The sequence below is a fragment of the Trichodesmium erythraeum IMS101 genome, assembly GCF_000014265.1.
Classification (GTDB): domain Bacteria; phylum Cyanobacteriota; class Cyanobacteriia; order Cyanobacteriales; family Microcoleaceae; genus Trichodesmium; species Trichodesmium erythraeum.
In genome coordinates this window covers 1,086,958-1,106,109 of sequence record NC_008312.1, presented here as the reverse complement: position 1 = coordinate 1,106,109, position 19,152 = coordinate 1,086,958, and the positions used below count along the sequence as shown (strand labels likewise).

The following is a 19,152-nucleotide window of genomic DNA, read 5'->3' as shown; positions in this document are numbered from 1 at the left end:
CTAAAAGGTTACCCACATCATATCGGCAAGTCTTTAAGCTCAATTTTTCGGCAAAATTAAGTACGGATATCAGGCTAGAATCAATTTTTATGCTAATACAACTCAGACAGTTAGAAATCAATCTATCTAGATTTTAGGTGCATGATTTTTAGTAGCTTCTGTTACAAAAGCGCCACAATAATTTATGTTATTTTTATACTTAGTAATATTCAAGAAGAATCTATTAGGAAATTATTTAAGTGGGAGATGCTTGTATTTTAATTGTAGAGGGTAATGTGCATCTGCGCTCCTTACTTGCTTGGCATTTGCAGCAATCAAAACACTTGGTTCATCAGTCAGCAGATGTTGATCATGCAAAAAAATTAATATACGCTCATTGCCCAAGTCTCGTAATTCTGGAAACTGATCTACCAGATGGAAATAGTTTTGAGTTTTGCCAATGGCTTCAGCAACAGCAACAGTGTTTAATTTTAATGTTATCCTCACGCAAAACTGAAGCTGATATTGTGGCAGGCTTAAAGTCAGGAGCGGATGACTATATTACAAAGCCTTTTGGTATGCAAGAGTTTATGGCTAGGATAGAAGCACTACTACGTCGTCGCAGAAGTATTAGTTCTACCCCACCCATTAGTTTAGATTATGGTGATTTGATTATTGATTTGGTACACCGTAGAGTTATCTTCAAGGGTAATTTGATTGATTTAACTCCACAAGAATTTAATCTTCTTTATGTGTTAGCTCAAGCAGAAGGAATACCCCTAAGTCGTTCAGAATTACTGCACAGAGGATGGCCAGATTCTATAGATAATCCTCGTACTATAGATACTCATGTACTATCTCTGCGGAAAAAAATTGAAATTGACCCCCGTCAACCTAGTCTAATTCAGACAGTTAGAAATGTTGGTTATAGATTTAATAGAGAAATTTTAACTATAGATCAATGGAATAATAATTATCAGAAGAGCTATCAACAACCTCAAAAAGTTGCACCAGCTTAATATTCTATCAACTTTTAGCTCAGTTAGCCTTTTGGGTCGAAACTGGGTTAATAGCTTTGAGCTACTTTGGGTAAAAATATACCGCTGTTGCCACTAATGTTTTAGGATGGGTTGAAGTTCTTTTAGATCAAGTCTGGTTGAATAATTATTTTCTTTTGTGGGTAGGTACTTTCCATGGAAGGGACTTAGGTCGGAACAAGGATTTTATAGAGGAGGTAGTTGGATATATTTTTCTCTTGCTTCCCTCTGGTATGGGAGTGCCTCAAATGCATTTCTATGCATGAGTTTGAGGTGACTAACTTCTGGTACTTTTAGAAAAACCGAAATTTGCCTCAAACATAATTTGTGTCAATGCTTTGAGAATTAATCAGTAAGACCTAATTATTATATGATTATATGGTTGGGAGAGCTGAGTTGCTGGGGCGGTTTCAACTAAAAATTATTTAGGTTTTATATTTCCTATTATCTGTTGTTTCAAGATTATTTTTGAGAAAAATTGTAGATATGCTTTGAATGCTCAACAGCTTAATATTGGTTCAGGTATAAGAAAATGCTCCTGTTGAGTGTCGAGTGCTAAGTAGTGACGACTTCTTTAACTCCACTCTTCAGTTTCTTGAGCTTGTGTTTGGATGATATGATGATGCAATTCAACCCAATTAACTTTACTATTAGGGGCATCTTCAATTAATACTCCTTGTTCTAGATATACTAGCTTTTGACAAAACTGTTGGGCTAAATGTGTTTGAGTAGTTGCTATAATTACTGTTACTCCACTTTCTGCATATTTTGCTAATACTTGTATAACTCGATTAGCATTACCAAGATCTAGGGCTGAGGTTGGTTCATCCAATAAAAGAATTTTAGGTTTAATTACAGCAGCACGAGCGATCGCTACTAACTGTCTTTGCCCCATTGAAAGTTGTAATTCAGACATGGATAACCAAGATTCAGGAATATTTAACTGCTGTATCCAATGTTCGCACCTTTGCTCAATTTCTGCTTGTTTTAGTCCTCTAAGTTTTAAAGGATAAGCGATCGCTTCTACTACTGGCATTCCCAAAAGTTTTGACTCCTGTAATACCATAGTTACTTCTTTTCGTAGTTGAACTATAGGTATTTTGCAGTACTCTTGATTATCTAAATAGATATAACCAGAAGTAGGAGAACTCAATTTATTTAATAGTCGTAACAAAGATGTCTTACCCGCTCCAGAAGCTCCTACTATCGCAACCCGAGCACCTTTTTCTACAGCAAAAGAAATATTTTTAAGTAAATACAGGGAGCTAACTGGGGCGGTTAAACTTACTTTTTCTAGATATAGTTGAGACTGCTGCTGTTCCATTTTTTAGCTAGGAAATTGCAACTGCATTAAAGATCGTCCAAGCATCTACTAATAGTAAAAGTATGGTACAACCCAATAAAATAAAATACATCCAAGGTTGTGATAGAGGACGTACATCAGTTGTATCTATACCAGTGTAAGTTTCTACTATCCGAACTAATTTGGCAAAACCCACTACTCGCATGGGCAACAAATAACCTTCTTCAGAGTTATTCAAAAAATAGTAGACTAGACCACCTTGGCCTGTAGTCCGAGGTTTGAGAGCTTTTATTTCTGTCCAAGGTAAATACCAACCTTTGCGAAAGAGGTCTGGTACCCAAGCTGGATAGGATACTTGAATTCCTTGACCATTTACTATTACTCTTTCTGCTAGAGCTCCATATAATGCTATCGCTCCTATTGTTAGTCCTATTACTAAAATAAAAGGGGGTACTGGCGCATTTGTGGCTTGAGATAAAAAAGGCAAAGGTACAGTTAATGCAACATATAAGCTTAAAAGAGTTAGTTTTATCAGAGGAGAAATTTTAAATACAAGTGTTTCTGAGTCTTGATTTTCAATCATACTGAATAAATACGCCTAATTAACCATAATAAAATTATACCTAGTTTGAACTAAAATTTTGTTTGATAATTTCTGAGGAGGTAGTCTTTTACCGTCCTGGTAAATGGATATGAACAAATCAAAGCAAAGGAAAAATGTTTTTATTTAGTAATATTTACTTTGACATAAGATCTATTCATTTTATCCAAAAATTGTCAGGAATTATAGAGAGAAAATGAGTAATTACTATCATATTCTCTCTAAGGTTTATGGAAATACGAAACACAAAAACAACTCCATTTGTTTGGAGTTTTAATTATCTAGTAAATCAACTTTTTTAAGCTTATATTTAGACTATAATTAAGTTGATTTATCCTCATAGTTTTTAATTTAACTCTTGGGAGCTTAAGGTAATTAATCTACTCTACTCAAAACTTGTCTTGATTTTGAAGGAGAGGTTAGTCTTGGAGATAAATTGACTGATCTTGCTACAGAATTCTTAGTTTCACAAATTGAAGAATAAGGACTTTCATTTATTTGTAGGCGATCGCAAGGTATTGTATCTGACAAGATAGAGCTGGCCAATGCTCCTGTGTGAACCTCCATTAAAGCACCAATAACTGATTCAAATACTAAACGTTGACCTGGAAATACAACTCTTTCAAAATACCAATTAGGTATATTACTAATTTTAGCTATCTGGATTTGACTTGTGGCATTTATGTAACAACAGATAATTGGATTGGAGCTTTTAGATGGTAGGGGATCAAGAATTTGTGCCATATTAATCTATCAAAAGTTTTTTGTTTATACAGTTATTTAATTATTCAGATAGCTTAACATTAACTGAACTCTATGAGTTGTAATTTTGAATACTTAAGTTTAAAGTTTTTCATTCAATGGTCAAGATAAATCTCTATATCAACTAAGTAAATATCTAGTTGGAAAAGGAGATCAAAAACATTAATTTTTTTTTAAAAAACGTTAATATCTTACAAACTAGTGCTTGCTATTGTAAATATTTTTTCCAGTAGAGGCTAGGCATCAGGGAGTAAGGAATAGAAAAAAATAAAAATGACTGTCCTCATTAACTAACATTATTTAAGATTGCAGATCGAAATTTTAAGAAAGTTTAAGATTAAAACTAAATGACTCTGACAGACTAACAATCTTTCTTAAAAAAGGATTTACACAACCTTGTATCACAAAGACATTATGGAAAATAAAATTCTTTATGTTCGGCTCCCATGTAATCCCATTTTTCCTATCGGAGTTGTGTATTTAGCAAATAATGTCCACAAACTCTTCCCAGAAGTAGAACAAAAGATATTTGATGTGGGTGCCGTACCACCTCTAGCTAAAGAACAGCTTTAAATCACTGTATTGATAAATTCAAGCCAAACCTATTAGTATTCTCCTGGAGAGATATCGAGATCTATGCACCTGTCGGGGGCCGTGGAGGAAACCCTCTGCAAAATGCTTTTGAGTTTTATTATGGAAAAAACCCCCTAATTAAACTTAGGAGTGCAGTAGGAGGTCTACGGTTAGCTACTTCCTATTACACAGAGCTTTGGCGCAATATAGGACTAATTAAACAGGGTCTAAAAAGAGCTCAAGCTTATCGACCAGAAGCTCGTGTAGTAGTAGTTGGTGGAGCAGTAAGTGTTTTTACGAACAACTGGGCCGTAGCTTACCCACTAGTACTATTGTATCTGTGGGGAAGGAGAGGTCTTGTTAGAAAGACTAAATTGTTTGAGGAGAAGATTTTAGAGATCAACGATGTTATGTGGTAGGGGAAACATTACCCCGTGATCGGATGATCCATGAACAACCTACTTATATTGAGAAAACTGCTTGTGAGTATCACTATATCAATAGTATCTGACCAGAGTTTATATATTATCTCCAAGACCGAGACTTCTATATTGGAGTACAAACAAAACGCGGTTGCCCCCATAACTGTTGTTACTGCATCTATACAGTTATTGAAGGTAAACAAGTCCGTATCAACTCTGCTGATGAGGTAGTTGCAGAAATGAAGCAACTATATGATCGTGGTATTCGTAATTTCTGGTTTACTGATGCTCAGTTTATTCCGGCTCGGAAGTATATTAATGATGCTGTGGAGTTATTAGAAAAAATCCTTGATGCAGGGCTGAATGATATTCACTGGGCAGCATATATTCGTGCGGATATCTTACTCCGAAGTTGTGGGAGTTAATGGCAAAAACTGGGATGAATTATTTTGAAGTTGGTATTATCAGTGGTTCTCAAGAACTTGTTAGAAAAATGCGGATGGGTTATAACTTGCGGGTGGTTTGGGAAAATTGTCGAAATTTAAAAGCTGCTGGTTTTAATGATTTAGTTTCAGTTAATTACTCGTTTAATGTAATTGATGAAACCTATGAAACAATTAGGTAAACTATTGCTTATCATAGAGAACTAGAGAAAATTTTTGGAGCTGATAAAGTAGAACCTGCTATTTTTTTTATAGGGTTACAACCTCATACTCATTTAGAAGATTATGCTTTCTCAAAATAAATATTGAGTCCTGGATATGACCCTATAAGTTTAATACCTTGGACAGCGAGAAAGTTGTTATGGAACTCAGAACTTTTAGGTGCATTTTTTGGTGAGGTTTGTATGGAGGTTTGGCAAAGAAACCCTAATGATTTTGGTCGTGAAGTTATGGATATTTTAGAAGAAAAATTAGGTTGTTCTAAACTTAGTGAAGGTTTAAGTGCGCCTATTAAAAATGAGCCTCAAATTAAGAAGTTAGAAGTCAAATTTTAAATTCTCTGCACAAACTAAATTTTATGATTGGGAAATTTGCTAACTACCCTGAGATTTTTATGTTAGTTAACTACGGAGATAGTTGGGGGTCTTAATTTTGCTGATCATTTTTCTATTATGGGGATAATTAACCTTTGATATCCTGTAGCATTTTATGTCGGCGATGGACGAAAACCTTTAACTATTAGCTGAAAAATATTTAATGTTTGGCTAAATAATGGTTTTATAGCTTGATTCAAAAAACACCACACCCGGCTTTTTATAGGTAGACCTTAGTAGGGACATTCTCTGGAATGTCTCTACAAAAATATTTTGTTTATAACTGATGATTTAAATATAATTTTATTGAGTAAATGTACTATACAGCTGATGCTTTATATCAACAACTAATTCTATAACTAATTCTATTTTTGCGTAACATCAGTAAAATAATTACGAAATAATACAAGGTTCAAATAAATGTTACAACTACAGTCAATTTAGGTAAGAATGAGCTAAACTCATATTAAGTATAAAAGGTATCAAATTTAATTACAAAAAGAGGTAAAATTATGAGTATTTTCAAATCTATGGAAAAGGCCGTTGTTTATATCTCAGAAGCTATTCGTCGGATTTTTGGTCCTAGTGATGATATGTACCCAATGATTGGTGTAAGTCCTTTTGAAGGAGATGTTTATCAAGGACCTAATTGGTTAGATGCAGATTAGAGCAAGTATCAAAAAATTAGTAAATTTCTCAACTCACCGAAAATTTTGGTTTAAAGTTTCGCCCTTCTAGGGCGACTTTTTAGTAGATTTTTTAGTGGATTTTTTTTTAATACAATAAGTTATTATATTGTTAGTTTTAGTTGCTCTTTGTGTATTCACTAGAAAAAAACGGACGGGTAAGCAAGTGTAAGGCTACTACAAAAGTAGCGACAGCTTGTAAAAGTAAACCCGCTGAGTTTCTAAGGCTCGGTTATTTCTCTACGCTTTTGCCCTGGGGATGGTGTCAATAACTTATAATTTTTGACGAAACTAATTAAATGTTTCAATGCTCTATCTGTCGGCAAAGAAAAATAACATAATATGAAATGGTTTAAATAGAAAAATTAGATCAAATTCTTTAATATGCTATAGCTTCTTCATTTGCTTGCTCAAATTTATATAAAGTTTTACTGGTTTAGATATTTGAATGTTTATTAGTTAATTTAGTTACGGGTGGGTAGTCCGAAACCAAGAACGGATAAGGAAGCAAGGGTAAGCTATTCCCTATAGCCTTTACCCATTCTTAATATTCCTCTGCTAGGATAGGGGTGGGTGCAGAAGTCTTTGGAGCGCAGAGCGTGTAATGGGTCTAAAACCTCACTCGCTTAAGGACTTTGACTGCTTTGAACTTCTCCTGAGTTTAATAGTTGGGGAAAATATCAAGACAATAATGATCAAGGAATAACTAGTCATTGGGGTATGTCTTTTCTTAACTAAATTATCAAAATATTGGCATAAAGACCTACGCTTTTGTGCAAGGAAGGGTCAAGATAAATAGCAACTAAGACTATAATAATATTGCTTTAGTTTTAGTGGTGAAAAATATTGAAAGCTAAATATAAATATCCTATAGAACCTAATATTGTGCAAATAGCTAAATTAAATAAATTATTTGGCTGTTGTAGATATGTTTGGAATCAGTCTTTAGTTCATTGTAATCAGTTATATGTTTATACTGTTAAGAAACCTTCATATACTGATTTAAGTAAGCAGTTTATAACTCAAGCTAAAAAAGAATTAACTTGGTTAAAAGATGTAGCAGATACTCCATTAAAACAATGTCTTAAAGATTTAGATCAAGCTTACCAAAGTTTCTTTAATAGTTGTACTAGTAAAGAAAAAGGTGTTAAGGTTAAACCTCCTACGTTCAAAACTAAAAAATCAGAACAAACTGCTAGATTTTTAAAATATAACTATAAGATAGCTGAAGATCAAATATATCTAACAAAGATAGGAAATTTTAAGGTTGTTGGGTTAAGAGAATTGCCTAGTATACCTACTTCTGTCACTATTATCAAAGATAATGCAGGTTGTTACTTTGCTATTTTTGTAGTAGAAATTCCTGTTAAAAATTTACTATTGTCTAATAATTTAATTGATGTTGATTTTGGGGTTTAAATTTTGGCTAAGGTTACTAATTTTGAAAATATTTAAGCTCTGAAATTAGTTGGTAAAAAAATTTAATTTTTTGCTTGGTTTGAAGGTTAATTAGCTCAAAAAAATCTTGATGGTAGATGTAGAGAAAAGCTAATACTTAGAGTGACAAAGTTTTAGACAAATTTCAAAGATATTGGAGTTGATTTTCTGCATAATTGATTAACTAAACTAACTTTTGAATAGGAAACTATTATATGAGAATCTTTAAATTTCTCTAGTCTGTTTAAGTATTGTCGCTGACTCCTAATACAAGTTCATTTTCAATATTTCACAAATAGTTTCTAACTTTAAATATTACATAATTTCCTGAAGTTACTGAGACTGTTCAAGTTTTGAGCTGATGAAATTTTACAGCAATTTTCTGGTATGGTAAACCCAGTGGAGACTTTGCATAAGGTATCTACTGGGTTTTGCTTATGATGATGTGGTTTATAAATATGAAAAGCCTACTCTAGATGAATGTGAGATTAAATTCTGGAAATAAGTTATGACTAGAGTGTGTTAATGATTTAAATTTATGAAGTCTTATTTAATTATAGCATTAATGGATGAAATTTGATGTGAGTTTATTTGATTAATGCATAGGAGTTCTCTGCTGTTTCCTGGAGCGAGGTCGGGAAGGTGTCTTGGCTCTATTCTAGTTAAAAAAATTGATTGAGGAAAAAGCAAAGGGCAGCACTACCTAATGGTACGGTCAAATTATCCAGACCTACTTTTGATAGGGTCTCTAAAGCAGTAGCAGCTAAGGCGACTGGAATAGCAACTATCCAGGTTTGCCAAATGTTGCCTTGCACTGCTAATAAAATTAGACTACAAACGGTATAGCTAACTAAACACATTCCTAGGGAGCCTTCCCAACTTTTGTTCATTCCCCAGACTTGATAGGGATGTTTGCCAAAGTTTTGACCAATGATAGCTGCGAACCCATCACCCCAAGCCATGGTTAATATTCCTATGGCGGCATATTGAGGTTGTTGAATAGACCAAAACCAACCGATGAGAATACCAATACTAACTGCGTAGAAAAATGTTCCTAGGCTTTTGCGCCCTACACTGTTAACGCTGGGAAGGATGGGAAGTCGGTAGGAAATAAGGGCGATCGCTGCTGAGATAATTCCGGCAGTAATGCCTATCCAGGGGGGAATTTCTAGCCACCAAGCAAATAGAATTACATTACCTGTGCCAATATGAACGACTTTTCGCGATATCTCTGGGTCGACTTTGGCAAAACGGTTCAGTGCTTCGGCAAAGATTAAAATAATTCCTAACCATCCACCGACGAGGAAAACTTGGAGCCAAATATTGGGAAATGTGCTGATGATAGACACTATAAGAAAGCTGAAAAGGATAGCATTTAATAATAACAGGATGTACATAGGAGCACTTCAGAAACTAGGTTTTTTTCCTGGTTTCTTTACTGTAAGTCCTTAATACAATAGAATTATTATGTTTGAATAATATACTATACTAATCTCTAATATTTAACTCTATGGGAAGAAATTTATGATTGATGATGGGTGTACTTTTCCAGATGTCACTTTTACTGTCCCAGATGTCAATTTTATGGCCCAAGTTTCTGTGGAACCACTAGGGGCTATGGGGATAATTGAAGAGGGGTGGAGTGAGGTTCGGAACAATTTAGCTGAGTTTGCTAGTTCTGAGACTTTTGAGAGGGATATGTTGAGTGTCTTTGGGGAGTCTACAAATGTTGATTTGGGAAGGACTATTATTGATGCTTTGGTAAAGGGTGAGGACTGGCCACAGATAAATGTTGTGCCAGCAGCACTGATGAATGGTGCGGCAGGAGGTTTTGACCCTCTGACTGGTGAGGTGTATTTAGGGGATAGTTTGGTTGAGCCATTGTCTGTTGTGGGGAGTGAAACAAGGGAGTTTGATCTAGTTGGTGTACTTACCGAGGAAATAGCACACTCTATTGAGTGGAAGTTAAATCTCACAGATACTCCAGGAGATGAGGGGGAGTATTTGGCAGCGTTGGTGAATGGGGATGAGTTGAGCGAGGGGGAAATTGCTCGGTTGCGGGGTGAGGATGATAGGAGGGAGATTTTAAATGGAACGGTTATAGTGGAGGCTAATTCAGATTTGACTTTTGAGACTCAAACTTTCCCAACGGGTGATCAACCTCTAGGGATGGCAGCAGCAGATTTTAATCAAGATGGGTTTCAGGATATTGTAGTAGCAAACATTGGAGTAGCAAATGGCATATCAATCTTTTTGGGTGATGGTAAAGGAGGAGTGTTAACTGCATTCTTATCTAAATTAGAAGGTGTTGTGCCCGCTCTCGTTACAGTAGGAGATATGAACCGAGACGGCAACCAGGATATCGTGACGGCAAATTTCAGGAACGATAGCGTGACAGTGTTGTTTGGAAATGGGAAAGGTCAGTTTAGCAGTTCTAGCAATTTTGCTGTAGGCGATAATCCATTAGAATTAGCGGTAGCAGACGTAAACCGAGACGGCAACCTGGATGTCGTTACCCCTAATTATTACTCTAACGATGTCTCTGTATTGTTGGGCAATGGGGATGGTACTTTTATGAGCGCTACGAATTTTACAACAGGAGGCTCTAAGCCTGAGGGCGTAGTTATTAAAGATATCAATGGAGACCGCAACCCGGATATTATGGTAAGTAATGTTGACTCTGCTACCGTTGCTGTCCTGCCAGGAAATGGAGATGGTACTTTTGGCTTGCCTACTAGTTTTCCGGCAGGAGGAAAAGTTTATGGTATAACAGGGAAGGACTTGAACCGAGATGGGAAACTCGATCTTGTCTTACCCACATTAGATCCAGATGGTGTTTCGGTAATGTTGGGTATAGGAAATGGATTTTTTGCTTTTCCCACGAACCTTCCAGTAGGTTCTCTACCAGAACATGTTGCCATTGAAGATTTGAATGGCGATCGCCAACTTGATCTTGTTGTCATAAACAGAGGGTCTGATAATATCTCCGTATTACTGGGAAAAGGGAAAGGACTTTTCGAGCCTGCGATTAATTTTGGGGTGGGAGAAGGGCCCAATATCGTTGTAGTAGAAGACTTTAATAATGATGGCAAAAAAGATATTGCTGTAACAAACAGTGAAGCTGATACCATCTCCATCTTAACTAATACCAGCAAAATTGCAGTCGCCGACCCCAACATTACCATCTCTGACACCAGAATAACTGAAGGCAACAAAGGCAGGAAAAATGCTAAATTCACTGTCACTCTCGACGACGCAAGCAATAAAACAGTCAAAGTCAACTACGCAACTGCTAATAGTAGCGCCAAAGCCGGAAAAGATTACCGGAAAACCACTGGTACTCTCACATTCAAACCTGGTCAAACCCAAAAGAAAATCAATGTTCCTATCTTCGGCGACACTATAGTCGAAAAAAACGAAAAATTTCAGCTCAACCTCAGCAAACCCAAAAATGGGAAAATCAAAGATAAACGCGGCATTGCCACCATCCGCAACGACGATAAAAATCAGCCCCTGCTATCTATTGGCGACGCTCAAATAACTGAAGGGGACCAGGGCAAAAAACAACTAAAATTCGATGTCACCCTCAACACCAAAGTCAAGAAAAGAGTTGAAGTTAATTACGCCACCGCGGACATGACTGCCAAAAAAGGTTCCGACTACCAACAAACCAAGGGCAAACTCATTTTCAAACCTAACCAGAAGAAAAAGACTATAACAGTTCCCATCCTGGGGGATACTCTCAACGAAGACGACGAGAAATTTAGAGTCAACCTTAGCAGACCTAAAAATGCTAAACTGAGAGATAAACGTGGAGTTGGTCTTATTAAAGATAATGATCGGGGTGGAGACCAACCAGGAGATAGTTTTGAGACAGCGATCAACTTAGACATACTCACAGGGGAACAGGTTGTGAGTGACACAATTGGTTTTACTGAGGGAATAAAGCGGGATACAAATGACTATTTCCGTTTCCAAACAGATAAAGAAGGTACTTTTGTGTTGGTTCTTGATGATCTGTTAAAAAATGCTGATGTTGATCTATATGGTAGTGAGCAAGAATTGATTAACCAGTCGAAAAATAAGGGTGTTAAGCCAGAAAGTATTAGTACCATATTAGACCCAGACACTTATTTTCTGCGGGTATATCCCCAAGGCAGCAGTCGCACAAACTACCGTCTCAGCGTTGATTTATTGTAGCACAAGTGTGTTAGCTGTAGTGTAATTATAGGGTGAGTTCTCTAAGTCTTTTTTTAAAGTAGGAGAGCTACCCTTAATATTATGTTTGGGTGAGTGATGATCATTAAAGTCTTTGGTATAATGATATTAAATGATGAAAAAATAGGTGTTTTTTTAAAGCTATAAAAAGACTAAAATTTTTATTTTTATGTCGATGCTTTTATATTGAGGAACCCCGAATTATAAATATTTAATAATACATAAATCATCAATTATAATAGTATAAGCAAAAAGCACAGACATTCTAATTACTCAAACTTAGTAAATAATTACTTTTGAACTTTAATTTTTAAGCTGCGTGTCGTGCTATATTTACCTATTCCATTTCTTTAGGAATGTTGTCTGTATAGTTTATGCTTACTTCTTCTTTCCTGAAAGTTTAAACACATTACACTTGAAACTTAAAATTACGAAGTAGTTTAGTTGCATCCTCACCTTCCAATGGTTTTGAGAATAAATATCCTTGTCCTTTGTTACATTGAAGTTTCTTAAGTTTTTGCATTTGAGTTCGAGTTTCTATTCCTTCTGCAATTATTTCTAAACCTAAATTATTAGCTAATCCAATAATAGCACCCACAATTTTACAAGTTTGACCACTTGTATCCGAGTCTAATCTACTCACAAAAGACCTATCAATTTTAATACTATCAATAGGGAATTGATGTAGATAACTTAATGATGAATAACCTGTACCAAAATCATCAATTAATAATTTAATATTTTTATTTTTCAGTTTATTCAAAATTTGAGTTGCTAAACTAACATTTTCCATAATTAAAGTTTCAGTTATTTCCAGTTCCAAATAACTAGGTTGACAATTTGTTTCTTCCAAAATTGTGTTAATTTCTTCCAATAAATTTGGTTGTGAAAGATGCTTACTAGAAAGATTGACACTCACGGTAAAATTATCAGTAGGAAATTGACAACTAGAATACATACAGCAACCAGAATCATATTTAGTACTACATTCTTGCTGCCAAGTAGTTAACTGATGACAAACAGATCGCAATATCCACATTCCTAAAGGTACAATTAAACCTGTTTCTTCTGCTAGAGGGATAAATTGTCCTGGATAAATCAAGCCTCTGGTAGGATGAGCCCAACGTAGCAAAGATTCAAAACCAGTAATTATACCTGTATTTAAACAGATAATTGGTTGGTAATTTAAGATAAATTGAGAATTTACCGGATTTTGTTTAATTATTTCTATTGCCCGTCGTAGATCGTTTTCCAGTTGTAATAAAGAGATAGCTTCCCTGTGCATTGTCAAATCAAACACCTCATGCCTTGCTTTCCCTAAAGTCTTAGCTCGATACATAGCAATGTCTGCATCTCGCAGCAAATCTTCCGGCTTGTTGTAAATAGGACAAATAAGGGGATGATTTTCATCAATATCCTCAATAAAATTTCTGCGGTTAGTAACAATACCAATACTTGCTGTAGTAAATATTTCATTTCCTTCCAAGTAAATTGGTCTAACAAGTTCTTGATGAATTCTCCCAGCTACTTTAGTAGCATCTTGCAAATTAGATGGAGACTCTAGTAAGATCGTGAATTCGTCTCCTCCTAATCTGGCCAGAGTATCTGAAGCTTTGATACAGTTTTGTAGCCGCTTACTGATCGCTATTAATAGCCTATCTCCAATAGTATGTCCTAAACTATCATTAATAACTTTAAAGCGATCTAAATCTAGAAAAAGCACATTAAATTGATAGTTTGGTTGTTTTCTAGACCGACATAATGCTAATTTTAATCGTTCAAAAAACAATGCTCGGTTTGGTAAACCTGTGAGTGTATCATGAAGTGCATCATAAACAAGTTTAGCCTGTGTTTTTTTGCGGTGGGTGATATCTTTAAGAATTATCTGTGTTGCTGCTTTCCCATCATAAGTATAAGGTATTCCCAGTATTTCTACATCTATGATTTCTCCATTTAGTTTAATCAACTTTTCTTCTTGTAAATGTGTTTCCATGCCTTGTTCTTGAACTTGTTGCAGTCGCTGTTTTTCTGTTTCTATAAGCTCTGAAGGAATGAATTTCCGAAGTAATTGACCAATGATTTCGTCTGGGCAATTTGCCCCAAATAATTTAGCTCCAGCAGCATTTATATAGACAATTTTTTCCATGTAGTTGACAGCGATCGCTTCTGGTGAGTTCTTGACCAAACGGTGGTAACGTTCTTCACTTTCTTTGAGTGCTGCCTCTGCCTGTTGGAGTGCAAACTCTTGCGCTCGTTTTTGTTGAGTTATATCTCTATTAACTCCTATACTTCCAACCATTTGATTCTGTTGATCTAATATTGGTACAACTGTTGTTTCACATATACCCTCACTGCCATCTTTGCGAATAAAATTAATTTCTCCTATCCACTTATCATTGACTTTGATCCTTTCTATGATTTCCTTTGTTAACACAGATGCTATTTCTGGTTTGTGTAAAATAGCTGGACTCTTCCCTAATACCTCAGTTTTACTATAACCAAACATTCGGGTTGCTGCTGAGTTCCAGTCAACGATATTACCCTGAGTATCTGTCAGAATTACTCCATCGTAGAGATACTCAAAAATTAAAGCTTTTTTTTGCAGTGATCTTTGAATAAGTGTATCTTCCAACGAAGGTGACAAGACAGAAAGTATTGCAGTTTCGCCATTGAATTTGATATAAGACATTGATACTTTAGCCCAAAATGGTGTGCCATCTATTTTTTTTAAGTATACCTCGCAATCAAATGTCTGTTTTTTTTTGGAATTCGGCAGCATAACTTCTCCATAGAAGTTTGCTAACAAAAACTCATATTCTTGAGGGCTAAAGTAAAAATTAGATGTTGGAAAACCGATAAAGTTATAATTAGAAAGGCCAAAAATTACTCCCAAAAATTCATTGTGGAAGATAATTATACCATCAACTGCACGACTAATCAATATTGCTGCTGGAATTAACTTAGTAAAAATTTCCCATAGTTCTTCAGATTTTTTTTGTATCTTTTCCATGGCTTACTAAAATCTTATTAATATTTTGAATATCTAAAAAATTATACAAGATCAATGTAGAGATATATATTATTATAACATAACTATAGAGTGTAATATATATCATCAAAAATACTAGTTTTTTTTTGCACAGACCTAACATCTTACTAGTGGCAAATGTTAGAACCTCTAATTGCCCCGGCAAAAACTAGAGGAATAACCCTTAGCTTCGATATGTCAGAGGTTCTTAATGTAATTTTCAAGGTAGCTCAAAAGGTTCTGAAAAGAAAAAATTAACAATCTGAAATACTTGTTATTCCATAGTTTAGCAATTACCAAAAATATTAATCATAGCCATGCATTAGCAACGTTTAATTTTATGTTTTATGGCCCATAGGAGTACCGTGACCGGAGATAATGCCAGAGGGTCGACAACTATTTTCTGGCTGGGGAAGCAGATGACAGATAGCAAAGACTGAAGGAGGAGTTGAGGGTGAGAGTACCTCTTCAAGCAGGAAGTAATACTTCAGTAAGTGCAGAAACTTTCAATACCCAATCATTCAAAATTGCTAGTGGGGGATAAGAGATCGGCTTATTGTACTTATGTAATTAATTTTGTAAGTAGTGGTACAGAATTAATTACACATCTATGCAAGCATACAAACTATATTCTTTACATTATTGTGAGCTCAAATAATTAGGGTTAGCTGAAAAAACTCAAACCATTTACCAATAAAGGATATAACTTGTTTTTGTGCACAAAATCTACAAGCTTGTTGTTCCACCGAAAAAATTGATGATTTTGAGCTATTAAGGGCAAAAAATTGAAATACTTCCGACTATATCTTTTGTAATTTCAATTTATCAGCGCCTCTCCACTTCAATATCTTTTGTAATTTCAATTTATCAGCGCCTCTCCACTTCAATATTTTCTCTCTCAATAGTTTCCACCCTGACCCATAAAATGTATTGAGCAAGTCCTAATTAGAATAGATAAGTAATAATGCAACAACACTATATTAACTAGTATTTATCTTAACTATAATTTATAAATATCTAGTAATTGTAGTTAGTTTGAGAATTTATATATTCATCCTCAATCTTTAGTAAGATCACATACCTTCTTGAAAATAGCTCCAACTACTGTAAAATAAATATTAAGTACCTCTTTCCTCCTGCATTATAGCAGCTTCAATCTTTCAATCTTGAGATACAATTATTATAGTTAATCGTATCTTTTTGAAAGACAAAAGTAAAAAAAATATAGTATTCCGTGGGGGTTGATGATAGGTGGATAGGACTTGTATTTTTGGTCATTGCTCAATTATTAAATAACAAACATTTCAAATTATTCAATTTTTATTCCCATACCTTGATTTAGAAACTCCATACTTTTATATTATATCAAAATCTAGTTCAAATTAATATCAAAACTGTAAAATTAATGTTGAGTTAAGTAGAAGGACACTATAACAATGTTAGAAAATTATAACAATCAGATCCAACAACGAGCAACCCTAGGTATCCCACCTTTACCACTAGATGCTGAACAAACATCAGACCTATGTGAACTACTGAAAAGTCCACCGATAGGAACAGAAGAGAAGTTAATGACATTACTACGCTTGCGTGTACCACCAGGAGTAGATGAAGCAGCCTATGTCAAAGCAGGATTTCTCACAGGTATTGCTAAAGGAGAAATAACCACCCCTCTTATCACCCCCACCTATGCAGTGGAACTATTAGGAACAATGGTTGGTGGTTATAATGTCCAATCTCTAATTGACATACTCAAATCGGAAAATTCTGAATTGGCCAGCACAGCAGCTACTGCCCTAAGTAAAATTCTGCTAGTATATGACGCTTTCAATGACGTGATCAAATTAGGAGAAACCAACCCCTATGCCAAAAAAGTAGTAGACTCTTGGGCAGCAGCAGAATGGTTTACGACTCGGCCCCAACTTCCAGAAGCGATAACAGTTACCGTCTTCAAAGTCCCAGGTGAAACTAACACCGACGATCTCTCACCAGCTCCCCACGCCACGACTCGTCCCGACATTCCTCTTCACGCATTAGCAATGCTAGAGTCAAAAATGCCAGAAGGGTTAAAGACAATTGCGCAATTAAAGCAAAAAGGTCATCCAGTAGCTTATGTTGGAGATATTGTGGGTACAGGTTCATCCCGTAAATCTGCCTGTAACTCCATGCTGTGGCATATTGGGGAAGATATTCCTTTCATTCCCAATAAACGTTCTGGTGGTTATATTCTGGGAGGTAAAATTGCTCCTATTTTCTTCAACACTGCAGAAGACTCCGGCGCACTACCGATCGAATGCGATGTCACAAAAATGGAGACAGGCATGGTCATAACTATCTATCCCTACAAAGGAGAAATTATCAACGAAGCAGGAGAAATAATTTCCACCTTTACCCTAAAACCAGAAACTATGTTAGACGAAGTTAGAGCCGGAGGGCGGATACCTCTATTAATTGGGCGTACTCTGACTGACAAAACTCGTAATATTCTAGGGTTAGAAACCAGTTCTGTATTTACTCGTCCCCAACTACCAACAGACACAGGTAAAGGTTTCACCTTGGCACAGAAAATGGTAGGTAAAGCTTGTGGTTTAGCAGGCATTCGACCCGGTACTGCTTGCGAGCCATTGATGACAACAGTGGGTTCTCAGGATACTACAGGACCAATGACCAGGGACGAAATGAAAGAACTTGCTTGCCTTGGTTTCAGCGCTGATTTAGTTATGCAGAGTTTTTGTCATACTGCTGCCTATCCCAAACCAGTTGATATTAACACTCATAAAGAATTACCAGATTTCTTTTCTGCTCGGGGTGGGGTAGCGTTGCGTCCTGGAGATGGAATTATTCATTCTTGGTTAAACCGAATGTTGTTACCGGATACAGTGGGAACAGGAGGTGATTCTCATACCCGTTTTCCTCTGGGAATTTCTTTCCCTGCGGGTTCTGGTTTGGTAGCATTTGCAGCCGCTCTAGGTTTGATGCCATTGGATATGCCAGAATCTGTTTTGGTGAGATTTAAGGGTGAGTTACAACCAGGGGTAACACTACGAGATATTGTGAATGCTATTCCCTATGTAGCGATTCAAAAAGGGTTGTTGACTGTAGCTCTGGAGAACAAGAAAAATGTCTTTTCCGGACGAATTATGGAAATGGAAGGTTTGCCATATTTGAAGGTTGAGCAGGCATTTGAATTAACGGATGCGACGGCGGAACGTTCCTGTGCTGGTTCCACAATTAAGTTGGGTGCGGAGACAATTTCTGAGTATTTGCGTTCTAATGTTACTTTGTTAAAGAATATGGTAGCACGGGGTTATCAGGATACACGAACAATTATGCGTCGGGTTTCTAAGATGGAGCAATGGTTGGCAAATCCAAAGTTGATGTCAGCAGATGCGAATGCGGAGTATGCAGAAATTATTGAAGTAGATTTGAATGAGATCAAGGAACCTATTGTGGCGGCACCCAATGACCCCGATAATATTAAATTGATGTCCGAATGTGCGGGGGATAAAATTGATGAAGTATTTATCGGTTCTTGCATGACAAATATTGGTCACTATCGCGCTGCTGCGAAAGTATTGGAAGGTGCAGGACGAGTTAAGGGTGTATTGTGGATATGTCCACCTACTCGCATGGATGAGAAACAGTTACGGGAGGAAGGAATATACGGTGTCTTTGCTGCTGCTGGTGCGCGGATGGAAATGCCAGGATGTTCTTTGTGTATGGGAAATCAGGCACGGGTTAAAAACGGGGTGACAGTGTTTTCGACTTCGACCAGGAATTTTAATAACCGTATGGGTAAAGGTGCTCGTGTGTATTTGGGTTCTGCAGAATTAGCGGCGGTGTGTGCGCTGTTAGGGCGAATACCTAGTGTGGATGAGTATTTGGATATTATGAAGGAGAAAGTAGATCCCTTTGCGGGTGATTTGTATCGGTATTTGAATTTCGATCAAATTGCTGGTTTTGAGGACGAAGGTCGAGTGGTCAGTTTGGACGAGATGCCTAACACTGAGGATATTTTGGAAACGCCAGTTGTTGTGGCTAAGTAGGTAAGTTGCTAGATCAGGGTGGGC

Annotated in this window: 10 protein-coding genes and 1 pseudogene; 6 read left to right on the top strand and 5 right to left on the bottom strand. The window is 36.2% G+C overall.

The features are described 5' to 3' along the window. Positions 1 to 239 precede the first annotated feature (239 nt). Positions 240 to 998, top strand: coding sequence for a winged helix-turn-helix domain-containing protein (locus TERY_RS03205; protein WP_011610505.1), 759 nt, complete (start codon positions 240 to 242; stop codon positions 996 to 998). A gap of 592 nt (positions 999 to 1,590) precedes the next feature. On the opposite strand, the gene TERY_RS03200 is transcribed toward TERY_RS03205, so the two are convergent. The 3 genes from TERY_RS03200 to TERY_RS03190 all read right to left on the bottom strand — a co-directional run bounded on the left by TERY_RS03200 (position 1,591) and on the right by TERY_RS03190 (position 3,664). After that, on the bottom strand, positions 1,591 to 2,340 hold the full coding sequence (locus TERY_RS03200) for an ATP-binding cassette domain-containing protein (protein ID WP_011610504.1): 750 nt from the start codon (positions 2,338 to 2,340) through the stop codon (positions 1,591 to 1,593). A 7-nt stretch (positions 2,341 to 2,347) separates the two neighbouring features. Next, complete coding sequence (locus tag TERY_RS03195) at positions 2,348 to 2,902, bottom strand: hypothetical protein (RefSeq protein WP_011610503.1); 555 nt, start codon at positions 2,900 to 2,902, stop codon at positions 2,348 to 2,350. 393 nt (positions 2,903 to 3,295) lie between these two features. Continuing rightward, positions 3,296 to 3,664 carry a DUF1830 domain-containing protein gene (locus TERY_RS03190; protein WP_011610502.1) on the bottom strand — a complete coding sequence of 123 codons (369 nt, stop codon included), beginning with the start codon at positions 3,662 to 3,664 and terminating at the stop codon, positions 3,296 to 3,298. Positions 3,665 to 4,096: 432 nt separating this feature from the next. On the opposite strand from TERY_RS03190, the pseudogene TERY_RS03185 reads away from it, so the two are divergent. The 3 genes and pseudogenes from TERY_RS03185 (at position 4,097) to TERY_RS03180 (ending at position 7,818) form a co-directional block, all read left to right on the top strand. After that, positions 4,097 to 5,674, top strand: a pseudogene (locus tag TERY_RS03185) (photosystem II high light acclimation radical SAM protein). Between the two features lie 551 nt (positions 5,675 to 6,225). Further along, the gene (locus TERY_RS34405; protein ID WP_196797209.1) at positions 6,226 to 6,381 is read left to right on the top strand and encodes a hypothetical protein; all 156 of its coding nucleotides are present in this window, start codon (positions 6,226 to 6,228) and stop codon (positions 6,379 to 6,381) included. Between the two features lie 864 nt (positions 6,382 to 7,245). Continuing rightward, positions 7,246 to 7,818 (top strand): RNA-guided endonuclease TnpB family protein, encoded by a 573-nt coding sequence (locus tag TERY_RS03180; RefSeq protein WP_011610500.1) that lies wholly within the window; start codon positions 7,246 to 7,248, stop codon positions 7,816 to 7,818. Between the two features lie 680 nt (positions 7,819 to 8,498). Here the strand turns inward: TERY_RS03180 and TERY_RS03175 are convergent. After that, positions 8,499 to 9,233, bottom strand: coding sequence for a diacylglycerol/polyprenol kinase family protein (locus tag TERY_RS03175; RefSeq protein ID WP_011610499.1), 735 nt, complete (start codon positions 9,231 to 9,233; stop codon positions 8,499 to 8,501). A 127-nt stretch (positions 9,234 to 9,360) separates the two neighbouring features. Here TERY_RS03175 and TERY_RS24690 point away from each other — a divergent pair, with 127 nt between their 5' ends. Continuing rightward, positions 9,361 to 12,036 carry an FG-GAP-like repeat-containing protein gene (locus TERY_RS24690; protein WP_011610498.1) on the top strand — a complete coding sequence of 892 codons (2,676 nt, stop codon included), beginning with the start codon at positions 9,361 to 9,363 and terminating at the stop codon, positions 12,034 to 12,036. A gap of 427 nt (positions 12,037 to 12,463) precedes the next feature. On the opposite strand, the gene TERY_RS03165 is transcribed toward TERY_RS24690, so the two are convergent. Continuing rightward, on the bottom strand, positions 12,464 to 15,064 hold the full coding sequence (locus tag TERY_RS03165) for an EAL domain-containing protein (protein WP_011610497.1): 2,601 nt from the start codon (positions 15,062 to 15,064) through the stop codon (positions 12,464 to 12,466). A gap of 1,454 nt (positions 15,065 to 16,518) precedes the next feature. On the opposite strand from TERY_RS03165, the gene acnB reads away from it, so the two are divergent. Next, positions 16,519 to 19,128: a bifunctional aconitate hydratase 2/2-methylisocitrate dehydratase gene (gene acnB / locus TERY_RS03160; protein WP_011610496.1), complete on the top strand. Its 2,610-nt coding sequence runs from the start codon at positions 16,519 to 16,521 to the stop codon at positions 19,126 to 19,128. Positions 19,129 to 19,152: the final 24 nt, after the last annotated feature.